The 26,046-nt window shown below is 55.0% G+C and carries 19 protein-coding genes and 1 tRNA gene; 15 read left to right on the plus strand and 5 right to left on the minus strand.

Annotated features, from left to right (window positions below; genetic code table 11):
- Positions 1–94 precede the first annotated feature (94 nt).
- Entirely contained in the window at positions 95–553 is a 459-nt protein-coding gene (locus tag M4951_RS24490; protein ID WP_262024221.1) for a CbiX/SirB N-terminal domain-containing protein, read from the minus strand.
- Between the two features lie 131 nt (positions 554–684).
- Here M4951_RS24490 and M4951_RS24495 point away from each other — a divergent pair, with 131 nt between their 5' ends.
- The 4 genes from M4951_RS24495 to M4951_RS24510 all read left to right on the plus strand — a co-directional run bounded on the left by M4951_RS24495 (position 685) and on the right by M4951_RS24510 (position 3,383).
- Positions 685–2,253: an AEC family transporter gene (locus tag M4951_RS24495; protein ID WP_262024222.1), complete on the plus strand. Its 1,569-nt coding sequence runs from the start codon at positions 685–687 to the stop codon at positions 2,251–2,253.
- Positions 2,254–2,425: 172 nt separating this feature from the next.
- Positions 2,426–2,581, plus strand: coding sequence for a DUF5993 family protein (locus M4951_RS24500; protein WP_262024223.1), 156 nt, complete (start codon positions 2,426–2,428; stop codon positions 2,579–2,581).
- A 13-nt stretch (positions 2,582–2,594) separates the two neighbouring features.
- The gene (locus tag M4951_RS24505) at positions 2,595–3,185 is read left to right on the plus strand and encodes a disulfide bond formation protein B (protein WP_262024224.1); all 591 of its coding nucleotides are present in this window, start codon (positions 2,595–2,597) and stop codon (positions 3,183–3,185) included.
- A gap of 124 nt (positions 3,186–3,309) precedes the next feature.
- A tRNA-Arg gene (locus tag M4951_RS24510) sits at positions 3,310–3,383 on the plus strand.
- Between the two features lie 132 nt (positions 3,384–3,515).
- Here the strand turns inward: M4951_RS24510 and M4951_RS24515 are convergent.
- Complete coding sequence (locus M4951_RS24515) at positions 3,516–7,796, minus strand: SIR2 family protein (RefSeq protein ID WP_262024225.1); 4,281 nt, start codon at positions 7,794–7,796, stop codon at positions 3,516–3,518.
- Between the two features lie 1,392 nt (positions 7,797–9,188).
- On the opposite strand from M4951_RS24515, the gene M4951_RS24520 reads away from it, so the two are divergent.
- The 4 genes from M4951_RS24520 (at position 9,189) to M4951_RS24535 (ending at position 13,532) form a co-directional block, all read left to right on the plus strand.
- Positions 9,189–9,839 (plus strand): GntR family transcriptional regulator, encoded by a 651-nt coding sequence (locus M4951_RS24520; protein ID WP_262024226.1) that lies wholly within the window; start codon positions 9,189–9,191, stop codon positions 9,837–9,839.
- 137 nt (positions 9,840–9,976) lie between these two features.
- On the plus strand, positions 9,977–11,461 hold the full coding sequence (locus M4951_RS24525) for a hypothetical protein (protein ID WP_262024227.1): 1,485 nt from the start codon (positions 9,977–9,979) through the stop codon (positions 11,459–11,461).
- Between the two features lie 540 nt (positions 11,462–12,001).
- Positions 12,002–12,928, plus strand: coding sequence for a DUF1559 domain-containing protein (locus tag M4951_RS24530; protein WP_262024228.1), 927 nt, complete (start codon positions 12,002–12,004; stop codon positions 12,926–12,928).
- A 193-nt stretch (positions 12,929–13,121) separates the two neighbouring features.
- Positions 13,122–13,532, plus strand: coding sequence for a hypothetical protein (locus tag M4951_RS24535; RefSeq protein WP_262024229.1), 411 nt, complete (start codon positions 13,122–13,124; stop codon positions 13,530–13,532).
- 212 nt (positions 13,533–13,744) lie between these two features.
- Here M4951_RS24535 and M4951_RS24540 read toward each other — a convergent pair whose 3' ends face one another.
- The 3 genes from M4951_RS24540 to M4951_RS24550 are packed head-to-tail and all read right to left on the minus strand — an operon-like array spanning position 13,745 to position 16,498.
- Positions 13,745–14,452 carry an ABC transporter ATP-binding protein gene (locus M4951_RS24540; protein ID WP_262024230.1) on the minus strand — a complete coding sequence of 236 codons (708 nt, stop codon included), beginning with the start codon at positions 14,450–14,452 and terminating at the stop codon, positions 13,745–13,747.
- 2 nt (positions 14,453–14,454) lie between these two features.
- Positions 14,455–15,681, minus strand: coding sequence for an ABC transporter permease (locus M4951_RS24545; protein WP_262024231.1), 1,227 nt, complete (start codon positions 15,679–15,681; stop codon positions 14,455–14,457).
- A gap of 28 nt (positions 15,682–15,709) precedes the next feature.
- The gene (locus M4951_RS24550; RefSeq protein WP_262024232.1) at positions 15,710–16,498 is read right to left on the minus strand and encodes a hypothetical protein; all 789 of its coding nucleotides are present in this window, start codon (positions 16,496–16,498) and stop codon (positions 15,710–15,712) included.
- Positions 16,499–17,444: 946 nt separating this feature from the next.
- Here M4951_RS24550 and M4951_RS24555 point away from each other — a divergent pair.
- From M4951_RS24555 to M4951_RS24580, 7 genes are all read left to right on the plus strand, one after another.
- Complete coding sequence (locus M4951_RS24555) at positions 17,445–17,891, plus strand: hypothetical protein (RefSeq protein WP_262024233.1); 447 nt, start codon at positions 17,445–17,447, stop codon at positions 17,889–17,891.
- Positions 17,892–18,040: 149 nt separating this feature from the next.
- Positions 18,041–19,720 (plus strand): efflux RND transporter periplasmic adaptor subunit, encoded by a 1,680-nt coding sequence (locus tag M4951_RS24560; RefSeq protein WP_262024234.1) that lies wholly within the window; start codon positions 18,041–18,043, stop codon positions 19,718–19,720.
- Positions 19,721–19,732: 12 nt separating this feature from the next.
- A complete protein-coding gene (locus M4951_RS24565; RefSeq protein ID WP_262024235.1) occupies positions 19,733–22,936 on the plus strand; it encodes an efflux RND transporter permease subunit in 3,204 nt (1,067 codons plus the stop codon).
- Positions 22,937–22,974: 38 nt separating this feature from the next.
- Positions 22,975–23,367: an RND transporter gene (locus tag M4951_RS24570; RefSeq protein ID WP_262024236.1), complete on the plus strand. Its 393-nt coding sequence runs from the start codon at positions 22,975–22,977 to the stop codon at positions 23,365–23,367.
- A 367-nt stretch (positions 23,368–23,734) separates the two neighbouring features.
- The gene (locus M4951_RS25695; protein ID WP_410050448.1) at positions 23,735–24,091 is read left to right on the plus strand and encodes a thioredoxin family protein; all 357 of its coding nucleotides are present in this window, start codon (positions 23,735–23,737) and stop codon (positions 24,089–24,091) included.
- Positions 24,092–24,243: 152 nt separating this feature from the next.
- Complete coding sequence (locus tag M4951_RS24575; RefSeq protein WP_262024237.1) at positions 24,244–24,936, plus strand: DUF2306 domain-containing protein; 693 nt, start codon at positions 24,244–24,246, stop codon at positions 24,934–24,936.
- Entirely contained in the window at positions 24,933–26,000 is a 1,068-nt protein-coding gene (locus M4951_RS24580) for a DUF1559 domain-containing protein (protein ID WP_262024238.1), read from the plus strand. The genes M4951_RS24575 and M4951_RS24580 overlap by 4 nt, the downstream gene beginning before the upstream one ends.
- Positions 26,001–26,046 lie beyond the last annotated feature (46 nt).

Here is a 26,046-nt window from a genome sequence, read left to right on the forward strand (position 1 = left end):
GGGCGATTGGGAAGGGGAAAAGCGGTTTGCGGCGTGCGCAACTTAAAACATCAGCGGCCGAAAGTACAGCAGCGAAACCGGCCTGAAAGGAACGTCAATCGAGCAGTCGACAACGCGTCTGTTCGTCACAAACGCCGCAGGCGACTTCCTCGCCGCGACAGCGAGCCAGGCAGACTTCGATCCTCTCGGCCATGATCTCGGCCATTTTTTGATGCAGACCAAGCGGTGCGGTCACCAAATGACGGACGCCGGGGTGTTGCGCGGCCGCTTGGGCCGCCAGACGCGGGATATCTTGGCTCCAATGCCGGCCCGGCGAGAGAAAATAAGGATGAACGATGACCAAACCCGCGCCTTGCTCGACGCACCGGGCGAAAGCGTCAGCGATCGACGGTTCGGCCAATTCCATATGAGCCGCTTCGACAATTGGGCGCCCCGTCGTTTGGCGGAAGAGCTGCACCACGTCTAACAGCAAGTCGTTGCTGGCGGCACGTCGGCTCCCGTGATCCACCACGACAATGCCGATTGTTTCGTTGTTGGATGTTTCGCTCTGCAAGCGAATTTCCTTCGTCTTATGGACAAAATGTTGCGTACGCCTGAAGTTTATCTTCGGCGGACTTCCACATGCTGGCAACCGCCAAGGCGCCGTTGTGAAGGGAAGAAAAGCCAACTATTCTGGCGAAAGTCATGATCGACCAAATACCAACCATCCTGGGCCTGACCGTCGCCGTTTTTCTGGTGATGTCGATTGGGGGCTCGGCGCGGCATCTCGGCTGGCTAACTCGCGAAGCCGACGAGGGGATGCTGAAGCTCTGCATCCGCGTCCTCGTCCCGTGTCTGATCTTTCGCTCCGTCGTCGGTAATCCGGCGTTCGATGACGCGACCAATATCTACATGCCGCCGCTGTTTGGTTTTGTCAGCGTCGCCGGCGGAACCTTGATCGCGGCCTGGATCGCCAAAGCGACCGGTCGCTGGACCGGGATGCTCGACGCCAAGACCTTTAGCTCCTTCGGCGTCTGCGTCGGCATCTTCAACTATGGTTTTGTCCCGTTGCCGCTGGTCGAAAAACTGTTTGGTGAAGAGGCGCTCGGCGTTCTCTTTCTCCACAATGTCGGCGTCGAACTGGCGATCTGGACCGTTTGCGTCGGCCTCATCGCCGGCGGGCTGTCGAAAGGTTGGTGGAAGCATGTGCTGAACCCGCCGAGCATTACCATCGTGGTCGCGCTGTCGGTTAACTTTCTGGGATTGGGGCCGTACATTCCTGAGATGATCCAGCAGGTCATGATAACGCTCAGCGCAGCTGCCATCCCGATGATGATGTTGCTGATCGGGGCGAACTTCTTTGATCAGATCACCGGCGCTGATGACAGCAACGGCGAGAGTGAGAGCTTTTGGGGAACAGCGACATTGGCGGTGCTGCTTCGGTGCGGCGTCTTTCCGCTGTTCTATCTTACGGCCGCGGCGCTATTGCCGATCTCACGCGAATTAAAACAAGTCGCTGCAATCGAAGCGGCGATGCCGGCCGCTGTCTTTCCGATCGTGCTGACGCGACTTTACGGGGGCGAACCACGGATCGCGTTGCGAGTCACAATCGCGACAACGATTATCGGCCTAGTGACGATCCCCCTGTGGATCTCGTCAGCGATCGGAGTACTGGGGCTGGAAGATTCCTTGATTCACGGCAACGTGCAAAGCGAAAAGTCGCCTGCCGACGTCGAACCACCGAAAGCGACCGCTCCTCACACCAAAACGCCGGCGACCGTTCCCCCGGCCAATGCGCCAGCCAAAGATGCGGCCGCGCTCGGTCCAGAAGTGGTGGAGATCAACGCCCAAACGATCGCCGGATTAAAAGTACGCACCAACAACCTGAGCGAAACGAATTCGCTCACCGGCAAGATCAGCAACCTCTACCGGCGCTACTTCACGGAGAAGATCGCCGACCTGCTGCCAAATCCTTCGCCACGCTACGCTGTCTATCACAACTATCAACAGCAGAGCCAAGGGGACTACGTCCTGCTGGTCGGCGGCGCCGTTAATCAGGTGACCAGCGATCAACTTGCAACGGCGACCATTGCGTCGGGCAAATACCTGAAATTCCGCGCTCACGGCAAACAACCGCAAGCCGTGATTGACGCCTGGCAAGAGATCGCCGCCTACTTCCCCAATAGCCCGCACCGCCGAGCCTATACGACCGATTTTGAGCGTTACGACGACCAATCTCCCGATATGGTCGAAATTTTCGTTGCGATCGAGTAACTCGAAATCATCTCGATCCTCCGCTTGCGTCGATCTTCGGAGGGAAGACCTGTCTCTTGTGACTGCGTTATGACAGGAAGCCCAACCAAAGGAGCATCACTGATCACCGCCGCTTCCGTAGCGGCAAGATGGCGCTCTCTTTGGCTCTGCTGAGCTAGTGGAGGAAATATCCTTGGACACTCTGATTCTATTGCTCATCCTGGTTACCTTCTGCGCGATGCGAGGGCAGAAACGCTGGCAGGTTTATCTGCCGTTCTTCGCTTCTCTGATAGCGACGTTCCTGCTGTTTCTCGCCCATGCGTCGAGTTCGCTGGACCTCAACTTCTGACCGCAGAGTAAGCATGTTCAAGTCGCTTGGATTCTGGATCGCGCATTTTAATGTACTCGCCGTGAGCGCGGTCTTGCTTGGCGCCTTTGGCGTTCAGTTTGGAGAGCAAGAGATACCTTGTCCGCTCTGTATGCTGCAACGCATGGCCATGCTGTTGTGTGCCCTCGGATCGGCTTATGTCATCCTGCAGGCCCGAACCGGCGAGTTGTCGATCCCCCATTTTTCCGCCGGCTATGGCATGAGCATCTTGGCCGCCGTGTGCGGCGCTGCGATTTCGACACGCCAAGTCTTGCTACATATTGTCCCGCCGGACCCCGGCTATGGAGATCCCGTATTTGGTCTTCATTTGTATACTTGGGCGCTGGTTGTCTTTGTCGTAGTGTTGATCGATAGCGGCCTCAATCTGATGTTTGCCCGTGAACTTGTGACGAATCAGCCCTTGAAATTCGGCGTGGTTTCAAAAGGAGTGATCGGCTTGTTGGGAGTCATCATTATCGGCAACCTGTTGAGCGTATTTTGCCAAGAGGGGTTTCACTGGATTCTACCTGATGACCCAGCGCGATACGAACTGTTTTACGATCTCGGAATATTCAAAGCGAACTAATTTCCGCGATTCGCCCTCATAGATAATCGAGTCAAACCAGCTACAATACAGAAAACCTGGGCAAGCCTCGTCGGTTTCTTCCATAACCGCTTGAGACTGCTAGGCGAGCATTTTCACCACCACTGTCTCCGTGGCACAATTGGATAGCGCGTCGGCCTCCGAAGCCGAAGGTTAGTGGTTCGAATCCACTCGGGGACACTTTCAACAGCCATTAACTCGCAGGAGTCGATGGCTTTTTTTGGCGATGGGCGCCATCAACGGTGGAGCAGTAAAGATACTCATTCGAGCCATTCCATAGGGCGGGACTGAAGCGATCGAGATTTTCTTGAATCACTTCTTTCGTTGGAACTGCTGCTCAAATTCGGCAAATTCCCGTTTCAGGTTAACGATCGCCACGTGGAGGGGAGGCGTATTGTTTTCCTTATTACTTCTCCTTGATTTTGAATTGTCAGGAGCAAGAAAATCTTCAAGCTTCTTTTTCTTCGGCGTACCCTGCGCTTCTGCAAGTTGATACTTGTAATTGGATTCTACATCGACCTGAATTGCGAGCTGTTCCAGCGCCGACCTGGCGAGTGAATACGAATCCGGCAACCTGGTATGGGGTTCCGTCGAATCGCCCGGACCAGACGAGCTTTCAAAATCGATGTGCCACTTGTTGGCGTGAAAGAAATACCGAATGGTTCGAAAGATGCGAATCGGGTTGGCCTGTGCGATTCGCAACGCCGCCTGGAAACTTTCGTAGATCCCTTGATCCGACGATTGCTTTCGAAGAAGGATACTTTCCGCTGCCCGTTTTCCTAGCGGCTCAAGAAGTCCATATGCCCGTAGACGAAGCGTATGCAGTCGACTCCACCAAAGACAGCTTTGCGAAGCGCCGCTCAAGCACTCTTCGGCCTGCTCTAACAGTGCAACCGCTTCGTCAATCAGGCTTGAATAATGGCGAATTATCGCATCTTTGTCTCCTTTTGCAGCCGTGACGTCTTCGGGACTTGTGCGATACTTTCTATCCTTTCGCAGACATTCTGCGATACGCGCAGGGACGAATCGTATCGGTTCGTTCGGATATTTTTCTTTGAAATATTGGATCGCGTTCTCGACAACCAATTCAGACCAATCCCCCCCTGCCTGATCGCCGTCAATCAATATCAAATTTCTACCACCGAGTAGCTCGGCGAACTTGTCATAGGTGACAATTTGAAATTGGCGACTGCTAGACGTTTCGGCTTTTGGATTGATCGCCTCCGGATTGAGGAAGGGTCGCGTCCAAACGCATTCTGTAAGTAAAACCTCCGCGCGGCGCAGACGTATGGCCGCCAAGTCAGCGCCAGATCGGCTAGGAAGCTTGCTAAGCAGCGCTTGCGCCTCGTTGAGATGGCGAGAAGCCTCGAAGAAGCGGCCAATGTTCGCCAGATTCACCGCATACAAGGTATGCAGCTTCACCTTCGAATGTAGGTCGAACGCATGGAGCCAGGGAGGAAGGTGCTTGCAAAAATCGACGCCTAGGTTGCAAGCAATCGTCGCCCGAATCCAGTATTCCGTTTGGATTCGACCATTAGCGTGATAAAGCAGCTTCGCCCGACGTAGCATCAAGTAAGAATACTCTCCAAGAAGCCAAACCATATGATGAAGCGCCATGGGATCTTGAGCAAAATTGGCCTTCCATTTCGCTTTGCAAACAGACAGTTTGTTGACTGCTGGGTTGACTTGGTTCGATTGGTCGCTGGAGGTTTGCACGGCGGCATGGGCGATATCGATGGTCGCCTGCAAGATATCTAGAGCATCTTTGTCAGCTTGATTGTTCAGACACCCAAACGCTTCTTTAATTTTGCCCTCAAATTTTTGCGACGCCGAAATGGGATCGTTGATCTCGCTCCAACCATGATCTAGCACCAGATCCCATTTGGGTTGAATGCCGGAAGATTCGATTTTCTCGACTTGTGGGAGCAGGGAGGAATTCACCGGAGTCGCCAAGGGAGATGTACTTCGCGACTCCGTCCCTCCTCCTTCCAGCCGAAGCTCGGAAGCCAATGCGTACAAGCCATCGTCAAAACGTTTGGCAGCCCTTTTCAAGCGACAACGAAGCTGAGCGCACTCTTCCTCGGCATCTTCGATATTCTCAAGGAGGCCGAGAATCGACAATTGTGACTCTTGGAGCTGGACTTGGATCTCTTGGCGATGCGCCTCGTCCAGCCAAGAGACTTTGATCGAACTGGCTTGCCAAAGTTTCAATGCTCGCCAGGCCATGTAGACTAGCTTATGGGCATCTGCGAGCGACGACTCGAAAAGCAGCACCCGATAGCGGACGAGGCTCCGTTTCTCTTCATCATCCCACAGCCGCTCATCAACATGATTTTGATTCCCTTTGTAGCTCGCAAACTGGGAATATGTCGCGGCCATCACACGATGATGAAGCGATTCTACGATCGGAGTCAAGTGGCCGCTGGAAGCAAACGCCTTTTGATACCAGTCGCCAATCCAAAAGTGCAATCGTGCTCGTAACGAAGTAAGATTTCGATTCCCCTGTGGCGCCCGAGAGTTCCCCTTCTCCTCGCGGGTCTCTCCCGAAAACCTCGACAAATCAAGTTGTTCGAGAAAGTGCTGGATGGCGAGCCGGGTGTCGCGGTGCATCCAGAGAGAGCCTCCCGGTTTGTTAAAGAACAAGTGTTCATCACGCAGTTGCGAAATCCAGCGGATGACCTGTTCTGAACGCAGGAAGTCGTTGTCAACGGCATACGCATTGAAGCGGTATGGGCAATGAAAGACCGCTTCGGAGCAAAGGGCGTTAATATGCCGAGAATGACGAAACAACGTCACGGCGTAGAGAAATATTAACTCTCGATCTTTGACATCGCGTTGAATTTCCTGCGTTACGTCATCATTTTGAAACTTAAAGTATCTGCCTAGCGTCGCCTGAATCATATCACGAAAGAGGCTGCCCGATTGAGTCTTGTTATCGCGCTCCGTTTGGGTCTTGTTCCAAGGCACAAAGGGATCGAAAGCCCATCGATCCCACTTGTCGATCTCCTTGCGTCTTGCATCCCAAGCCGCGTCCTCGCGTCCTACTGACGTTGTAATATTCCAATTCCAAGTTGCGGGGGCCCCCTTGCCATCGTCGGTCGCAAAATGATGCTTTCGTGCGGCTCTTAGCCTCGTCAACGGGAAATAGATCACCGTCAAGCCGGCTCTGCCCAGGGCGTCAATAAGGCAGTGGAAGCCGCGAAGTTTTAGGTTCTCTGGCTCGTCTTGTTTGGGATCAAACCATGGTGCAGGAATGATGCCTGAGCAGGTTCCGTATGAGTCACGACCATACAGCATGACCACAATTTCCGTCGCATCCAGTCGGTATTCTGCGAGAACGCGTATAATATGATTGCTGATATCCTTCGCCCTTTGTTCCCAACCATCGATTTCCCGACTTTCGTAGCTGGACGGAAGCGTGATCAGCGACTCTCGCAATGGATGAAGAGTCACGTGACGCGACTGAAAGCTGCCGCATCGTACCGCCAGCGAGCGCAATAGATCGCGAAGCAGTCCATCGGCGTCCATATAGTCTTGCGTCTCCATCCAGAAGATGCGTTTGAAAGTCTTGGCGGTAATCTCGTCTGTGGCAAGCGCGGCGCCACGAACAATTCCGCCGGCCGTTTCGATCATAATTGGAGGACGATTAACGCCGCTCAGCAACTCGTCGTATTCCTTACGCTTCCCCGAGTTCAATTGCGTCGTTCTGTCGTTGGCGCCTATGTTCTGTCGATATTTCGGAGTCCACAGTTCCGCTTTCGTCATTTCAGAACGCGATATCGGAGTGTAGTAGTCGTTCTCGTTGAAGAAATTGAGCTTTCCTTCGATAGCGTCGACAATCATTTGTTTCAATTCCAGAACGCCGGCGTCCCGCGCCAACCTTCTGGCCGAATTCTTGGAAGATGATTGCGAAAGCAGGACGCGAGCCGATTCTATCGGATCCTCATGATTTCGGCAGTTTCCCAGGACGCTGTCCACTAAGCTCGGCTTGTAGTCGAACGCGTCTTGACGACGGGGTGGAACGACGTGTGAAAACTCATAAGTCAAGCCGCCGGGCGGAAGGCAAAGCTGCAAGCGTTGATAAAGTTCGTGCAGGATTAAATCAGGTCGCGAAGATTGCGTTACGCGGACTCGATTCTCATAGATGGATGAGCTAAACAGCGCATTTACTTTTTCGACATCCCATTGTGAGAAGCAGATCCAATACACAATCGGCTTTTCGACTCCCGATTCCAGCCAATTCTTAATCATTTGAACGCAACGATGGTCGGCGCCGGAATAGCCGACCACCAAAAGCCGCTTCGACTCAGAATTTGATCGAATGCGGCTTAGATGTCCTGATCCGCGAGTCAGATAGGCGACGAAGTTCTCCTTATCGTTCTCGCTTGGCTCATCGTCGAGCGTAAGATCGGCCCGCGTATCTTGGACCTCTCCGTGCAATTTTACGATGCAGTTGCTAGATGCGACGGTTTGCGGTTCGGGCAAGCTCCCTTTTGAACTGACGGGCAGGACTCGTAGGGCCATATCATTGGCGGTAAACGCCGCTTCGATCAATCGGTCGAAATTCGTCGTCAAGATCGTTTGAATACGCATCGGCCCCGAAAGATGCGCCAGCATCTTGTGGCCGAGATTGGGTTGTTTGTCGCGAGTAATGAATGCATTAAAACGGTCGATAATCGAGTTATTGATGTCCGCGAGTATTGGACGATTGTCAACGATCTTTACCCGCGAAAGAAAAACCAACGTCTCTCGCCAATCGGAAAGGGACCGAATTCCAACTTCGGTCAATCGGTCGCGATACGAAGACCGAGTATCGGAAAGTATCTGATCGATCGCCGCACCCGTTAGGCTGTTCGATTCCGATGGCTTTCGAATCAAGAACTCACTAATTCGACGCACTCGATCGCGACGATTCACCGCCTCGTATGACAAGAGGATGCTTGGAATCCGAGGATGGACTAAGCTCTCGAGAAATTCATTGGAAGCATCCCCTTCCGGGTTATAGATAAGCGACTTAATGCGGTTTGATTGGTCATATCCGAGATCGAGATCAAAGCGCTTGCAAAGCTGCTTAAACTCGGCATGAATCCATTTCTCCGCCAGTCCCACTTCCAGTCGGCTGGGCAGGGGAGGCCAGCCTTGGTGCTCCAAATCCCAATGAGCGCGAAGCCCCGCTTCGCCGTGAGTCCGAGGTCGGTCGGGTGGAGGAGCCAGGACAAGATATGTCGAGAATGCAAGATAGTTTGCAAATTCAATCCCCATAATAATGCCCGACGGACTCGATAGCCCACTACCTACGAATGGGACAAAGCTTCGACCGACATCGACGTCCTGGATAATTTGGCCGATAAACTCGGAATTCTCGAGGGGTTCTTTTCGCATGCGTGGGGCTCAAAGGGGGACAACGAGAAGGCGCAACGACAAGTGGGATAACAATAGATATGATACACATGGGCAAATCAAGTCGGGATGATATATTTGCGCAACACAAATCTACTACGAGGGTTTCCCAGCAGATTCTCGATGCTCACTAAGCTTTCTTAGGCGAGGCAGGCGTCCTTGCCAACAGAGAATTCGGCTCTGTCAGAAAACGAAACTTTGACTTCTTCAGCCGAACTTTGAATGCTTGAAAGAGACGCATTCTTTTTTCACGCACAGAGGTTCTTCCCTTCGCAGGCTTATTGGGGGATCTTGAGCTTTCAGCTTCTTGTCTCCCCATTTACCTCCCCATACATGCCATTGGGGATGTAACTTCCGTCTGAGCCATGTTTTCTTTGGCGACAGCCTGTACGGACTTTTTTCGAGGGATGGTTTTCCAGGCCATCTCCATTTTCGAGTCCGGATTTTTCTTGACTGAAAAAACAGTGTTTGTACACTGTGTCAACGAGGTGGGAGTATGTGGTTTGTCGATCGATGGCATTCGGCTCCTACCATCATGCCTCCGATCAACTTTTGGCGCGAAGACGCCTTACCCCAGGAATTCCTATGTCAATTTCGAGTCCCGCGCATGCTGCAACGAAAGCCCAACGTATCTTCCTCGATCTTCGCTCAAAGATCCTGTCGGGCGAAATTGAGTCAGAATCCCGACTGACCCTGCGCCCATTGGCCAGTGACTACGAAAGTGGAATCAACGCGGTGTCCGAAGCGATCAAGGCTTTAGCGGCGGAAGGACTTGTCAAACTGGAGGGCCAAGCAGGCGCCCGCGTAATCGCTCGAGACTTAAAACAGATTCGCGGCGAGTGCATCTTGCGAATTGCGATCGAATGCGAATCGGCGCGGCGTTGCGCCGAACGTGCTGATCAATCGCAATTGACTATCCTCGGCAATATGGCGCAACAAGTAGACCAGCTGTTTGAAGAGGGAGACAAATTAAAGGAATGCCGACAGGCCGATGTCCGTTTTCATTTGACGGTGGCTCAATTTTCCGGCGTACCGCAGCTTGAGGATTCGCTTTCGCCGCTGCTTGATCGCTTGGTCATGCTAGATCAGACCGAAGCTCAGTCCGACGATCACCCGGGCCAAAAACATCTGGAAGTATTTGACGGACTAAAAACTCGCAAGCCGCAGGTCGCTGCAGACGCGATGCGGCGTCATTGCGAACATTCGATGAATCTCTCACTCGCATTGCTGTACTAACGATATGCCGAAACGGCGTTTCTAGCCCTCGCGCCAAACGCCGGAAAAGCGCAACTAGAGCCATCCTGCGAATCCCCCTTTCTCCTCATGCGGTATTCCACCAGAACAGCTGCCTACTAGCAAAAAGGTTGAAAGCGATGATGAAACTTAAGCTGCGCCTACAGCGCACGATAATCCGACTGTTCGTCTTGATTGGCGTTATTGCTTGTTCGCAGCCGTTATTCTCCGGCGAACTATTTGTGGGAGCGGCGACTGTCAGCATTACGCCGGATAGTCCTGTCTCGCTCACCGGTCAACGTCATACGCGAATCGCCAAGAAGGTCGAATCTCTCTGCACGGCGACCGCAATGGCGATTGAAACGCGCGACGGCGATCACTCCTTGGATCAAGTTGTTTTTGTTTCCTGCGACTTGGTCGCTATCCGCGGAGATGGCGGATTAAAAAATCTGGTGCTTGCAGAATTGGGCGAAGCGCTCGACGGTTTTTCTGGTGAAAAGTTAATTCTGAACGCCACCCATACGCATACCGCGCCCACGCTGATCGATGGGCGGTATGAGCTTCCGAAAACGGGAGTCATGCTGCCGAAGCAGTACCGCGAATTTCTAGTCAAACGTCTCGCCGCAATCATCACCGAAGCCTGGAATAAACGTGAGCCCGCCCAAGTCGCCTGGGGACTGGGGCATGCCGTGATCGCCCAAAATCGCCGCGCGGTCTACAGCGATGGAACCGCGCAGATGTATGGTGCGACGAACAACGCCAAGTTTCGCGGCCTGGAAGGAAATGAAGATCACGGAGTGGAGATTCTCTATTTTTGGAACCAAAAAGACGAACTGATCGCCACCTCGATCAATGTCGCGTGTCCTTCTCAGGAAGTGGGAGGACGAAGCGCCGTCAATGCCGACTTCTGGCACCCGGTGCGCGAATCTTTACGGAAAAAATATGGCGAACAGCTCATGATCCTCGGCTGGACGGGCGCCGCCGGCGATCAAGTATCGCGTCTGATGTATCGCAAAGACGCCGAGGAGCGCATGCGGAAGCTGCGTGGGATCGATCGCTTGGAAGAGCTGTCTCGTAGGATTGTGGCAACATGGGAAGACGTCTATCAAGTGGTGAAAGCAGATCGTCACAACGATGTTCAGCTTGAGCATGAAGTCAAAGAAATCTTGCTTCCTTATCGCAAAGTCACCGCCCAAGAGGCCGAGCAAGCAGCTCGAGAGGTGGAGAAGATGACCGCCCCGAAAGAGGTCTGGAATCGCCGCTGGCACGGCCAAGTAGTGGAGCGCTATGAAACGCAGCGCAAGAAATTGCCGAATTATGAAATGGAACTTCACGCCGTTCGACTTGGCGATGTCGTCATCGTGACCAACGATTTTGAACTGTTCACCGATTTCGGCGTGCAAATCAAAGCTCGTAGCCCCGCGCTGCAGACCTTTATCATTCAACTCTGCGGCCCAGGCTCTTACATTCCAACGACCCGTGCCGTCGCCGGCGGAGGCTATAGTGCTGTCGCCCAAAGCAGCGTGGTTGGTCCTGTAGGAGCTCAAGTTCTCGTCGATGAAACGAGCCTATTGATCGACAGTCTCTGGCAGCCGAAACAAAAAGTCACACTGGCTGATCCTTAAAGCTCTGGGGGATCTTGGTCTGAAGATTCATGCGGAAAAAATGTTGTTACTTGACGAGCCCAGTATCGTTGGTGCGTTGATCCAGCGATGCTGGGTCGCAATTGTCGTATGTTGCCCGTGCGACGGATTCGCCCTATCGATAGGAGAGACCGTATGTCGCTTGTTCAATATTGAATCTTGCCGTTATTGGCCGTGGCGGCGACGCTGTCATGTCTCGGAGAATTCCGTCATGCGGCGACCGACGAGACAATTTCTACCGTGGCAAAAGCACGCGGTCTTTCGATTCGGCAAGTTTCGCTTTGCTAACGGCGCTGCGAAGAGCCGAGCGGCTCTTTTATTGAGTGATTCGCCATCGCCAAATATGGATCTTGGCGCTGGCTTTCCGACACCAGCTTTGCGAAGGGCGCAGATGGATTGATTTTATAACCGATTGCTTGTGAGGTAACGCCGCCTGTTCTTATAAGCTCGCCTACGCCATCGCCTGGAATCGATTTAGATTGTGTCGAAAACCGTCTTCTTATCTAAACAGGACTTATCGCCATGCGTATTCGAAAAAAGAACGCCTGTCTCGGTTTCACGCTCGTCGAATTGCTAGTTGTCATCGCCATCATCGGCGTTCTGATCGCGTTGCTGCTGCCCGCGGTCCAGCAGGCCCGGGAATCGGCGAGACGAATCTCGTGTAACAACAATCTCAAGCAACAAGGCTTGGCCATCCACAACTATCACGACACGCTGCTGTCGTTTCCACCGGGGCACATGCTCAGTTCGACGTTGTCGGACCGCATGACGTTCGTCGGCTTTCTTTGGCCCTATCTTGAACAGAACGCGTTGTACGAAGAAATTCCGGCGCCTAAGTATCCTGACTGGGGCGGTTGCGGCAACGCCACGCAATCGGCCCTGCTAGGGACGGTCCTCAGCATGTTTCAGTGCCCATCTGACGGCCCTAGTTTATTCGGGCATTCCTGTCGCTCGCGCAATAGCTATGTCTCCAATGCGGGCATTGGGCTTCTGAAAAAAGAGTCGGTTCCCAGCCATACGCGCGGGGTCTTTTATCAGAACAGTAGTGAGAAGATGCGCGACATGCTGGATGGGACGACCAACACCATCGGCGTTTCGGAGACGATCAAAGTGGAGTCCGGTAAGCGTGGCGATTATCGCGGCGTTTGGAGTTATCCAGAAGGTTCGCATTACCAACATGACAACACGCCGAACTCGACCGTCCCTGATGAGGTTCGGACTTCGTGGTGCGACTCCGCAGATACTCTTGACCCGCTTGCTCCCTGCATTGGGACTTACGCCGCACATGACTCGCGCGCCATCAACATGGCGGCGCGAAGTCGGCACCCCGGAGGCGTTCTGGCGATGATGATGGACGGCTCCGTGCGGTTTGTCAGCTCCACCATCGATCTCACCACTTGGCAAAGTTTGGGGACGCCGCGAGGGCATGAAGTGATCGGCGAATTTTGAAATTTCATCATCGCCGCGATCTATTGACGCCTGCGCTGGCAATCCAACAGGGGCGACCAACGGAAGCCCCGGAATTCGTGGCAGATCGGTTCGACAGAATATTGGATTCCGTGCGCAGACATCAATAAGACGGCCTTCTTATAAAGTGATTCATAGTATGGAAAGAAATTTATTGTATTCGTATCGGTGGGCGATGACGGCCCTTCTTTTGCTACTCGGTTGCGACAGCGGAGATCAGGGGCTATCTCGCGCCAGCGTCTCTGGCTCTGTCTATGTCAACGGCGAACCGCTGCAAACGGGGCTAATCGCCTTCAAGCCGACGCAAGGTACGCCTGGGCCGTCAGTCGGGGGAAACATTGTCGGCGGCGTTTTTAACATTCCGCAAGTCGATGGTCCCTGCCAAGGTACGCATCGCGTGGAAGTTCGCGCGATGCGAGCTACCGGCCGGCGATCCAAGGAAGGATCAGGAAGCGAGACGCCAGACCGAGTGGTTGAAGAAATTGCGCAATATATCCCGGAGAAATACAACCGCCGCAGCGATTTGGTGGCCGAACTTACCACCTCGAAGGTCGATGGGCTAACGTATGAGCTGGAGGTGCCCTAGAGCGCTTTCTTTCCCCGAAGGCTGTTGCGTCTTCAGCGTCTTGACCGGCGCCTGTTCTTCTTCGTAGCCCACTGCACGAGCGAGACGACAGCTAAATTTTTCTATTGCGCAAATTCAAAACGCGCTTCCCGCTCCGAATTCATCCGCGGCGACAAGCGTGAGCCGATAAACGTCTCACTCCTGTCGCGGCGATGAATTACGGATAACGCTCGCTACGCTGCCGACGCGTTCCCCCAGGTCGCTGCGTTGATTTCAGCACCATCAACAAGGGCGCCATCCACCAAAGTCAATCGTCGCGTCGCTCTCTCGGCGACGCTAGGGTCATGCGTGACCACGACCAACGTTCGACCTTGTTGATGGCATTCGTCGAAAATTTTCAGCACGACTTCTTTGCTCGTCGGATCGAGATTTCCAGTCGGTTCGTCCGCAAGAATGATTTGCGGATCATTCACCAGAGTGCGCGCCAATGCGACGCGCTGTTGCTGCCCGACGCTTAGCTCGGCTGGCCGATGGTGGAGTCGCTCGGACAGACCAAGATCGACGAGCAATTCGGTTGCGCGCTGCTGTTGGGCTTGCGCCGTTAGCTTCGCAAAGCTGAGCGGCACTTGAACATTTTGCAGCGCGGATAGATAGGGGATCAGATTGAAGCTCTGGAACACAAACCCCATCTTCTGGCCACGGATGGCCGAGCGCGCCGCTACCGACTGATCGTAGAGCGAGACATCGTCAACGAACACGCGACCGGTCGACGGAGAGAGCATTCCTCCCAGCATCGACAGGAGCGTCGTCTTGCCGCTTCCGCTTGGCCCGACGATCGCGACGTATTCGCCGTCTTCAATTTTCAGCGCCTCGCAGCGAAACGCCGTCAGCTTCTGGCTGCGTCCCGAGTACTCTTTGGCGATGGTTTCAAGTTGAATCATTTTTAGACCTCACGAAAGCAAATACAGGGATCGAGTTGCGCCGCGCGTCGTGCTGGCCACCAGGCGGCGATCAATGCGACAAACGTCGCCAACAGAACTGCCAACAGAGAAGTTCCGCCCAACGGCGCGACGCTCACGCCAGCCCAAACAGGGCCGACGATCAATGCGGCGCTTACGCCGAGCAGACAGCCGATCGCGCCGGCCGCTAGTCCTAAGATCAACGCTTTACCCAGAAACAACTGCTGGATGTATCGCGGCGTCGCTCCTAAGGCCATCAGAGTTCCGATCTCGCGCCGTCGCTCCTGCACATTTGAAGAAATCGCGCCGGCCAGACCTGCGCCGCCGACGACCATCATGACCGCCAGGACGATCCAAGAGGTTTTCGCCATCAGTTGATTGACGCCCACTTGGGTTTGCACCACCTGCGAGATCGTAACGATCTTCGCGTTCGGCAACAGGTCTTGAAGTTGCGGAACCAACGAACCGGCGGCATCCTCGCAGCAGCCGACGATCTCGATCGCATTGCACGTAGCGCCGCTTTCCGAAAGCCGTTGCACTTCGTGCAGATGGGCGAAGACTCGACCGTCGTCCACGGTTCCCGTGGTGGGCAAAATGCCGAGCACGGTGAATTGCTCACCAAAGAGTTCGACATGGTCTGCAACTTTGCATCCCAACTTCGCGGCGATGTCCGCCCCCACGACGATCGCATTCTTGTCGAGTTCTTGAATCGCACGATGTTCGATCAGCGCCTGCGGACTGGCCAACTGTTGGGCGCTGACGACATTGGTTCGCTGACAGCATCCCGTGTCGGTCGTATTCATAAACATGGTGGTCGCCTGCCAGGTGGCCAAGGCCTCCACTTCCGATTGCGGCAAGATGCCGGTCACCGTGACCTGATGCTCATTGGCCGTGGTCGCGACGTTTAGTCGAGGCGAGACTTGCTCGACTCCCGAGAGTCCCGCAAGATAGATCTCGGCGACATGTTCTTCGGGGAGCGAACCCCCATTTTGATCGGCGGCATAGTAGTTTTGGAGCGTCGCTTCCTTCGGTAACACCAAAATATTGGCGCCAAGATTGGAAAGCTGCTTTGAGACCTCTTTCTCGGAATGAACCGTGACATGGCGAATCGCCACGAGAGCCGCAACTCCCAAGAGAATGGTCAGGCTATTGAAAATGACGGCACTCGGTCGAGACTTCAACTCCTGCCAAATAATCGAGCGAAGATTCATGTTATCTCCTTCTTCTCAGGCTAGGGTTCTATCGACGAACAGGAGTCGACTGCGACGCTTCCGCCGACGCGGCATGCTTACAATTGGGATCCTCACAGCACTTGCCGGCCTTATGAATCGCGGCCGCGATCTGATCGGCGGTCGAAGCGCTGTTGAAATGCCCCACGAGTACTCCAGGCGGCGCAATCAGCGCTGCATACGGCCCTTGGACCTGGTCCGCGCTCACCTTCAATTGCTGCATCAACTTGGTCTCGGCAGCGTCTTCTACGTTCAGCCCGATCAAAGCGATCCGATCTTTGAACAAGGGATCCAGTTGCATGGTGCGAACGCCGGTTGGAACCGACGCTTGTTCGGATCGAGTCAAACAGACGAACACCAGCTTTTGATCTTGCAGTTGCTTCATGCACTCCATCATCACCGGAGGAACGATCGCCGCATCTAGCCCGGCTTTGGAGACCTGACGCGAAAAGAGACCGGTTACGGCGCCATTCGGAGCGACGGCGACTGTCATCGGCATCGGCGCACGGCTCACGCGGAACTTTTCGGCCATTGCTTGCCCAGCAGGAGACATCACATTGGCCGTGGCGATCGTCACTTGTTCACTACGCGCTGCGAGGGTTTGATTCACTACATTCAGCATTTGCTGAGTTTGCGCCGCATTGTCGCGATAAAACAGAACGAAGGTGAATTTCCCCGCTTGCTGCGACTGTTGCAGAGTCGCACTAAGGTCCGACTCTTGCGTTTGAGCGAAGCTGCTGCCCACAGCGGCAGTCAGCAGACAGGCCCAAGCCAAGGATGCGCGAATGATCGTTTTCATATTGGATTCCTTGCGGATTTAACGCGTTATGTACAAAGCGAATTCGTTGGCGAGCTGACTATACTTTCAGCGGGCTAGCCAAAGGTAGACAAGATTGTGCTTGGCCCGAAGACCAACACGTGCAAACCTTATCCATTCGATGAGATTCGCGAGCCCTTCCCCTGCAATGCCAGGAAGCGCTCGTCGACGATGCGAAAGACGCCGCTCTAAAGAATGAGAACGGCAAGATAAAGATGAAGTCGCTGCTGTGCGCCGACAAGATACAGACTCGCATTCCGATGGACCAACGTGTTTGGCTTTACCGGACTGCCCGTCAAAACGGGAGATACGCTCCACACAGCGAAGTAAGCTGGTAGATCGGTAATTTCAAGCCGCCCTTCCGTGGAAGGCTCGCTGAGGATGAACGCACACTTGGGCTTGCGACATCCATCGCAATGGCGTCCATGCTGAGAAGCCGGTTCCACGCGATTGTCAGATTCGGCGAATGTCAGGACCGGCTGGCAACATAGATCTGCGACCTCATCCCGCTCGTGGCAATCACAGCAGGCGCAGCAACTCGCGAAACTCTTCTCGGCTGCAGCGCACTCGCAAGCGTTGACGCAACAAGCGCAACAACAGCCAAAGACGCCGTGAATCATCACTGCGAAGACTGCTATCACCGATGTCGCCTGGCGAGGCATGTGCTATCACAACCCAGAAAAACGGTCGAAACGATCCCTTTGATTTATCGTCCCTCGCTCCACCATCTTTGAACGAATATCGAGAGAGCCTCCAAAAGAACTGGAATTGCTGGTGAATTCAAAAGGAAGCGATCGAGAGGTGGATTGACAAGTAATTTGCCGGGCCCTGGAGAGTTCAAAGATCCGATCTGGCTTGAATCGGGACCCTCTGTCACCTATCATTCAAGCGTAGGAGTCTACTTGCCTTCCTCAATTTAACGTCCGGCATGAGCCACTTCGTCGCGCTGCTGATTACCTTCCGAATCATTTTCTGCCCGCTGTTTTGCGGTGTACAGGGAGATGGTGCGCAAGTGCAGGCAGCGTTGGAACAAACGGCGTCGGATGAGCGTCAGGAGGGAGTTAATCACCGCTCGACGCATTCGTGTTGCAGCCATTGCACTTCCGAACCGGAACCAACGCGCGATGTTCCCCATCAAGACGCCCCTAGCCACTCTTGTCCCGACTGCAATTGTTTCTGCAATCCGTCGGTAATCGCCGGGGTAAAAGTCGATGTCGATCATGATTTGTACGCGTGGGAATCTTCTCTGCCGCTCAGCGATCGATTGCTGGCGTCTGATGTTCCGAATCGAATCGACCTAAACGCTTACACGCGACCGCCTGGGATACTCTCAGGCCGCTTTATGCGCGTTGTTCTTGCTTCTCTGCTGATCTAAAGCAACTGCCGTTCTCTGGTTGTGCTTCAGGACCATCGGAATGCGTTCGCTAAATTTGCGTGCGGACGCTCCTTGGATTCGTCCGCGAATTCTCGCTGTCCTGACAGGTTTTCCCTGCTGTCACTCTCCTCGTTGCGGGAGTTCTGAAAATGAGTCCATCGTACGTCGATAATCCCCATCCAAGTGCAGGCGGCGATCCGGCGAAACTCGGTGTCGCCGAGCCAGCTTCAACCACCAAGGCCGCCCAGGTCAGCCACAATCAACCGCCATCCTTCAGGCGGCGCGTGGTTGGATTTGTCTTGGGCAGCGCCGGCCCGCTTGGCGTATTGCTGGCGCTGGCCGGGGTATTCGCGTTGGGGCACTTCACCGATTGGAAAATGCCCAAATTCGCCGCGCTAACCGGTCATGCTCAACCGGCCGTGATTGATTGGTGCGACGAGCATAGCGTGCCGGAATCGATCTGCGTCGAGTGCGATGACAGCCTCATGGCCAAGACTCCGGACTTCGGCTGGTGCGCGAAGCATGGGATCCACAATTGCGTTTTGGATCATCCGGAACTTGCTCAACTCGATCAAACGCCGGCGATTTCGCCAGAGGATCGTAAGCGGGCCGAATTGGCGCTGTCGATGCCGGTGTCAAAGGTCAACAACAGCGGTTGCACTACCTATCTAAAACGAATCCAGTTCGCGTCGGTCGAAGCCGTGATGCAAGCCGGCGTCGATGTAGAATTGGTCGAGCGGCGACCGATCGAACAATCGGTTTCCGGCAGCGGAGAGATCCTCTATGATCCAACGCGCACGGCCAGCTTCGCAGCCAGAGCGCCCGGCAGCGTTTGGCGCGTGGAGAAAAATGTCGGCGATCAGGTCGAAGTGGGAGAGGTGCTCGCCCTGGTCGAAGCGGAGCAAGTTGGCGATCTCAAGACACGGCTGATCCGGGCATTAGCGGAACGATCGCTGCAGGACCAGAATGTGAAGCGACTGCACATCGCCCGCAACGCGGTGGCCGGCATTCGACTATTGGAAGCGGATGCCGACTTGGCCAAATCGGAAGCCGAGATTTTGAGCATTGCTCAATCGCTGGAGAACCTCGGGCTTTCGCCTGATATCGAGTCGCTGCAACAGGTCTCAGAACGCGAAGCGTTTGAACAGCTCCGCTTTTTAGGAATTCCCGAGTCGCTTGGCTCTCGTTTGAAATCGGAGGTCTCTACCGCCAACCTGCTGCCGGTTCGCTCTTCTATTTCCGGCGTCGTTGCTGAGCGCAACGTCACCCAGGGGGAAGTCGTTGATACGCATCATTCCCTGTTTCGCATCGTCAGCGCCGACCAGATGTGGCTGATGCTGGATATTCCGCTAGAAGATGTGGAACAAGTCGTCGTCGGACAAAAGGTCCGTTTTCAAGCCGACGGAAGTGCGCATGAGGTTGTCGGCCAAGTGGACTGGATCAGTACGACGGCCGATCCTCAAACGCGAATGGTGAAAGTTCGCGCGGTGCTGGCCAACCCCCAAGGTCGATTGCGAGATAAAACCTACGGAATCGGTTGCATCGTGTTGCGGGAAGAGCCCAACGCCATCGCGATTCCCTCCACTTCAGTCCACTGGGAAGGATGTTGCCGGACGGTCTTCATCCGCGACAAAAACTACTTCGACAGTCCCGAAAGCCCCAAGGTTTTTCACGTTCGCTCGGTGCGACTAGGAGCGTCTCATGGCGCTTACGCCGAAGTAATCGCCGGCGTACTGCCGGGCGAAGTGATTGCGACAACCGGTAGCGACGTGCTGCGAGCCCAACTGTTGAAAAACGGTTTGGGCGCCGGCTGCTGCGTGGAAGAATAAAGGGGAGAACGGATGCTTAACGCGTTAATTGACTTTTCACTGCGCAACCGCGCGCTGGTGATTCTGGCGACCATCGTATTTGCGATCGCCGGCGTCTTTGCGCTCCAGCAGCTTGACATCGACGCTTTTCCGGACACGACGCCGGTTCAGGTGCAAATCAACACGACGGCGCCTGCTCTCTCTTCGGAAGAAGTCGAAAAGCAGATCACGTTTCCCGTCGAACAGAGCATTAGCGGTCTGCCTGGGCTGACGGTGATGCGATCAATCTCGAAGTTTGGTCTCTCTCAGGTCGTCGTGACCTTTGAGGACGGTATCGATATCTACTTTGCCCGGCAGCTGATCAACGAGCGGGTCGGCTCGGTGCAATTGCCGGCCGGCATCGAGCGTCCCCAGATGGGACCGGTCTCCACCGGTCTAGGAGAAGTCTTTCACTATGTGTTGACCTACGAAGGGGTCGACTTCTCGCAGGTCAGTGATGCGGATCGCATCGCTCGTTTGACCGAGTTGCGGACGCTGCACGACTGGGTGGTGAAACCACAGTTGCGATCGGTCCCCGGCGTAGCCGAGGTCAACAGTTGGGGAGGCTATGAGAAGCAGTACCAGATCCGGCTCGATCCCGATCAAGTGATCAAACATGGCTTGACCTTTGAAGAAGTAAGCGACGCCGTTCGCGCCAACAACGAAAATGTGGGAGGGGGCGCAATCACCGACGGCAGTGAAATGCTGCTGGTTCACGGCGTCGGCCGCACCGTGAGCGTCGATCAAATCCAAAACATCGTCATCAAGGCCAAAGATGGCGCTCCCATTCGCATTCGTGATGTCGCTGAAGTCAAAATCGGCCATGAAATACGTCGCGGCACGGTAACGGCGGATGGTCAAGGAGAGGCAGTGCTCGGGCTCGGCTTCATGCTGATGGGGGAGAACAGTCACCAGGTGACCTGGGCGCTGAAGGACAAACTAGAACAAGTACGAAGCACGTTGCCGGCAGGCGTCACCATCAATACGGTCTACGATCGAACGGAACTGGTCGACCATGTGATTCACACGGTGCAAAAGAACTTGTTCGAAGGTGGTTTGCTGGTGGTCGCCGTACTGTTTATCTTCCTGGGAAATCTGCGAGCAGGCTTTATCGTCGCTTTGGCGATTCCGCTCTCGATGCTGTTCGCTTTTTCTGGAATGTTGCAGTTTGGTATCGCCGCCAGCTTGTTGAGCTTGGGCGCCATCGATTTTGGCCTGGTGGTCGACAGTTCGGTGGTGATGATCGAGAACTGCGTTCGCCATTTGTCGCACGACACGCAAGGGCGAAGTCGTCTAGAGATCATCCGTGACGCGGCGGTCGAGGTTCGCAAGCCGACCATGTATGGCGAACTGATCATCATGATCGTGTACCTGCCGATCCTGACGCTGGAAGGCGTGGAAGGCAAACTATTTCGCCCGATGGCGATGACCGTCATCATGGCTTTGGCCGGGTCGATGATGTTGTCGCTGACCTTGATGCCGGTGCTGGCCAGCTTTCTGCTGCCTCGTAACCTTACCGAAACCGAACCGCTGTTGATTCGTTGGCTCAAACGGCTCTACGTTCCCATTCTGCGCTACACGATGCACAACAAGTTTGTCGTGATTGGCGCAGCGCTCTGCATCTTCGTGGCCGTGTTTGGACTGATCGCTCCCAACCTTGGTTCTGAATTTGTCCCCCGTCTTTCGGAAGGGGCCATCACGTTGAACGTGGTCCGGCTTGCTGGAACGGACCTGGAAGAATCGATCCGCTACAACACGCGGATGGAAAAAGTGCTGCTGGAGAAATTTCCTCACGAGATCGCCCATGCTTGGAGTCGTGTGGGAACCGCCGAAGTCGCGACCGACCCGATGGGGACGGAATTGACCGACTTGTTTATCACGCTACGGCCGCGCGAACAGTGGAAACGCGCTGAATCGCAGGAAGAGCTGACGGTGCTCATCCAAGAAGAACTGCGTGATCTGCCGGGACCTCGTTTGGCCATGTCGCAACCGATCGAGATGCGGATGAACGAGATGATCTCAGGCGTCCGGTCCGACGTCGCGGCGATCCTGTATGGAGACGATCTGGATGTAATGGCCAGCAAGGCGGCGGAAATTGAGCAAGTTTTGAAAACCATCGATGGCGCCGCCGACGTCAAAGTAGAGCAGGTCACCGGCCAACCGGTGCTGCAAATCAAGATCAAGCAGGATCAGATTGCGCGGTACGGCGTGCCAGCGAGCAACATCATGAACCTCGTGCGTTCGTTGGGGAGCCATCATGTGGGAGAAGTTTACGAAGGCCAGCTCCGCTTCCCCCTGATCATTCGGCTGCCCGAAAGAGTGCGAGCCGACCCCGCCGCCATCGCCGATATTTTGGTGGCGACGTCCTCAGGACAACGCATCCCGCTCTCTCGCTTGGCGTCGATCGAACGTGTGGAAGAGCCCAACACGATCAAGCGAGAGTGGTATCAGCGGCGAATCACGATTGAGTCCAACGTCCGCGGACGGGACATGGGGAGCTTTGTCGCGGCAGCTCGTCAGGCCGTCGTTGACCAAGTCGCGCTGCCGCCCGGTCGCTACCGCGTCGAATGGGGCGGGCAGTTCGAAAATCTACAGCGCGCCCAAAAGCGGTTGATGATTGTCGTTCCGATCGCGCTGCTGATGATCTTTGCGTTGCTCTACATGACCTACCGCAACTGGATCGATTCGTTGCGCGTCTTCACCGGCGTTCCCTTCGCCTGGATCGGCGGCGTCGTCGCGCTCTGGATTCGCGACATGCCGTTCTCGATCTCGGCGGCGGTTGGCTTTATCGCGCTTTCCGGCGTCGCCGTGCTAGACGATATGTTGTTGGTTTCGACCATCCGTCAACTGCGGCGGCGCGGGCGAAACCTGGACGAAGCGGTCGAAGAAGCGGCGATGACGCGACTGCGCCCCATTCTGATGACGACGCTGGTCGCCAGCTTAGGCTTTGTACCGATGGCGTTCAGCACCGGCATGGGCGCCGAAGTGCAGCGCCCCTTAGCGACGGTCGTGATCGGCGGCGTCTGCAGCGCGATGGTCATGAGCTTGCTAGTCCTGCGCGTTCTCTACGTCGTGTTTAATCTGCCGGCCGAACAATCGAGCTCGGGCGGCGACGACGATGATGAGGGAGAGTTTGAATCGGAAGAACAGCCGATCCAGCCTGATTCTGGACAGAAGCCAGAGGTTGTGTCGGTTTAACGAGAATTCTGTTTTTAAATTGAACAAGGAGAAACTTGATGAAGTCGATGTTTGGTTTTTCAAGCTTGGCCGTCGCCCTGCTGGCGGTTGCTGCGTTATCGTTTGCCGGTTGCGGTGCTAGTGAGACCGCGATGGGCGAACATGATGCGGAGCACCATGACCACGAGCATGGTGATGAACACGACCATGTTCACGGCGAATGGTGGTGCATTGAACATGGCGTTCCAGAAGAAGTTTGTGCGCAGTGCGATAGCAAGCTGATTCCTGAGTTCAAAGAAAAAGGGGATTGGTGCGAAGATCACAACTGCCCCGCGTCGCAATGCTTCGTTTGCTCGCCCGAATTTTTCGATAAGTTCGCCGCTCGTTACAAAGCCAAGTACGGCGAAGATCCCCCCAAGCCGGAAACCCTGGAGTCGGAAACCGACTCGTAAGAGGATGACTTCCCCGCGTTTGGCGCGACGGTTGACTGCAGCTTATTGCAGTCGACCGTCGGCCGACGTTTTTTGGACCAACGATTATGAATCACGGCCCGGAACGATCCCAGCGCCTGATCCAGCGCGCGTATTTTGAAGTTGTGCATTTGGAAAACTTGGCGGGTACTTCTCTTCGTAGCCCGTTGCGCCAGCGAGGGAAATGCGGTTGGCTACTTCGTTCCGCGTTTGAATCGCCGAGCGATTTTCCCTCGCTGGCGCAACGGGCTACGAAGAGAAAAAAGTGGGCTGCGATTTCCCAGAACACAACTTCAAAATGCGCACCCTGGATTGGTCTGCTGAGCCTGTTTATGGCCGCGATCGCCGGATGTGTTCGCAGTCCCGATCCAACATCGGGCCTAGATCCTGTTCAAGAAGAACATCTCCATCTGCGGCTGGTCACCGACGAAAGTTTTGTCCGGGAAGTGCTGGAGTATCCCGAACCGGTTGTCGTGCTGATGGGAAGCCGCTGCTGCAGCGTTTGGAACAGCAGTACGCCGGACAGGTTCGCTTTTGCGAGGTCGACGTCGAGAGCAATTTGTTCCTCTCTCAGAAATACGACATCTCGCAATATCCAACGCTGGTCGTCTTCCGCGCAGGGGAAGAACAAGACCGGCTGGTCGGGACATCTCAACTTGCGACTTTGGCAAGACGTCTGGACGAAGTCTTAAACCGCTTGAAATAGGATACGCTGATCCTTGCCGGCGCGTCATGTTGAGATTTCTCCCTCCCGTTTTTCTCGGCTGCAACCAGAAAGTGGAACCGAGCGAAAATATCAGCTACGCTGCGCAGTAGAGAGTCCAATCCCCAAGCGAGGGCGGAACTACTCCGTAGCAAGTGGAACAGACAAACGCTTTCAATCTTCGCAGCCAACTACCAAGGCTCGCCGTTGCGGCGACCACCCTGCTGCTGGCGAAAGTATTGATCGCGATCGTCTGGGAATATCGCCGCTACTTTCCCGCTGACTTCAGCGCCAACTTTTTGCTCGGCCGTGAAGATTCGTTCGTCGGTTGGTATCGCATCACGTTTTATATCCACATCATCGCCGGCCCGCTGTCGCTGCTGCTTGGTTCGTTCTTGATGTTCAGCGGACCACGCTGGCGTCAGCATCAACTCCATCGCTGGGCAGGCCGATTGCAGATGCTCGTCCTCTTCGCTGCGCTCCTGCCCAGCGGCCTGGTGATGGCGACCGAAGCGCTGGCCGGGCCGATCGCTGGTTGGGGTTTCGCCACGTTAGCGCTGGCGACCGGAGTAACAGCCGCCGCCGCGGTTTACTATGCGGTGCAGCGAAAGCTGACGCTCCACCGGCAATGGGCGACTCGTACCTATCTGTTACTAATTTCGCCGCTGCTGTTTCGTATCGCGAACGGTCTGCTGATCGTCATCCAGCAAGACACCGATCAGGCGTATCGCGTGAACGCCTGGCTCAGCTGGTTGATTCTGCTGGCCGCCTTCGAAGTCTGGCGCTATTGTCATGCGACTGCTTCCCATCCCGAAACGAACTCCCTCTTCCCCGAGACATTCTCATGAACATCGGTCGACATCGTGGATTTACGCTGCTCGAACTGTTGGTCGTGATCGGCATTATTTGCCTGCTGATTGCGTTGTTGTTGCCGGCGACTCGTAGAGCCGGCGGCGCCGCACGGAGAGCAACTTGCGCCAACAACCTCAAGCAACTCGGTTTGGCGCTGCACAACTATCATGACACCTATGGCCATTTTCCGGCAGCGGCCGGCGGAACCGATTCGGCCGATGACCCGCTGCAAGGCAACGCCAATCGGCTGAGCGGCATGGTCGCTCTCCTGCCGTTTATCGAGCAGAATGCGCTGTACGATCAGATCACGGCGCCGCTGAATGTGGGAGAGACGCTTTATCCAGCGATGGGTCCGGCTCCGTGGATCGCCGACTATCCTCCCTGGAAAATAGAGCTGAACGCATTGGAGTGTCCCAGCGCAATACGCGACTCGGTCGAGTTCGGGCAGACCAACTATGCATTTTGCATCGGGGACTTGGCGCGCGACATCAACCAGCCGGCCGTATCGCGAGGCGTGTTCGCCGGTCGCCGGACCACGCGTTTGAAAGAGATCACCGACGGAATAAGTAACACAATCATGCTGGGGGAAATCGGCACGCCACACGATCGCCTGGTGATCGGTCAATTCGCCACTGAGCAGTCTCTGGGCATTTTGGAAACACCTCGCTTTTGCTTCAAAACGGTCTCGAGTTGGGACCCGAAGTACTACGACAATACGGTTCCACTAAGCACGTTGGGCCGCGGAGGACGCTGGGCCGACGGTTCGCCTGGCGATAGTTTGATCAACACGATTCTGCCCCCGAACAGCCCGAGTTGTGCCGTTGGCGGAAGGGACGCCGCTGACGGTCTTTATACGGTCAGCAGCTATCATTCTGGCGGCGTTCAGGTTTTACTGGCCGACGCTGCAGTTCGCTTCATTGCGGAGACAATCGACGCCGGCGATCTGACTCAACCGACGCTCACGCCGCAGCAAATGACCGAACCAGGAGTTGCGAGTCCTTATGGCGTATGGGGCGCATTGGGGACAATCGATGGCGGCGAAACGATCGGCGATTATTGAGCGACGAATCTTTCCTTGGTTCTGCGCACGATTCAAAAGCGTTAGA

The organism is Blastopirellula sp. J2-11, from assembly GCF_024584705.1.
GTDB lineage: Bacteria > Planctomycetota > Planctomycetia > Pirellulales > Pirellulaceae > Blastopirellula.